Raw genomic sequence first — 631 nt, 5'->3', positions numbered from 1 at the left:
CTGGTAGTCCATGCCGTAAACGGTGGGCGCTAGGTGTAGGGGGCTTCCACGTCTTCTGTGCCGTAGCTAACGCATTAAGCGCCCCGCCTGGGGAGTACGGCCGCAAGGCTAAAACTCAAAGGAATTGACGGGGGCCCGCACAAGCGGCGGAGCATGTGGATTAATTCGATGCAACGCGAAGAACCTTACCTGGGCTTGACATATAGCGGATCGCTGCAGAGATGTAGTTTCCCTTTGTGGTCGTTATACAGGTGGTGCATGGTTGTCGTCAGCTCGTGTCGTGAGATGTTGGGTTAAGTCCCGCAACGAGCGCAACCCTTGTCTTATGTTGCCAGCATTTGGTTGGGGACTCATGAGAGACTGCCGGGGTCAACTCGGAGGAAGGTGGGGATGACGTCAAATCATCATGCCCCTTATGTCCAGGGCTTCACACATGCTACAATGGTCGGTACAACGCGCAGCGACACTGTGAGGTGGAGCGAATCGCTGAAAGCCGGCCTTAGTTCGGATTGGGGTCTGCAACTCGACCCCATGAAGTCGGAGTCGCTAGTAATCGCAGATCAGCAACGCTGCGGTGAATACGTTCCCGGGCCTTGTACACACCGCCCGTCACGTCATGAAAGTTGGTAAC

Annotated in this window: 1 rRNA gene; it reads left to right on the top strand. The window is 55.6% G+C overall.

From position 1 onward, the window contains the following. Nucleotides 1-631 (top strand): 16S ribosomal RNA (locus HMPREF2724_RS03460); the annotation flags it as partial.

Source organism: Corynebacterium sp. HMSC071F07 (assembly GCF_001810285.1).
Lineage (GTDB): Bacteria > Actinomycetota > Actinomycetes > Mycobacteriales > Mycobacteriaceae > Corynebacterium > Corynebacterium simulans.
Note: the sequence above shows the minus strand (reverse complement) of the source record. Positions and strands in the feature narration are given on the sequence as shown.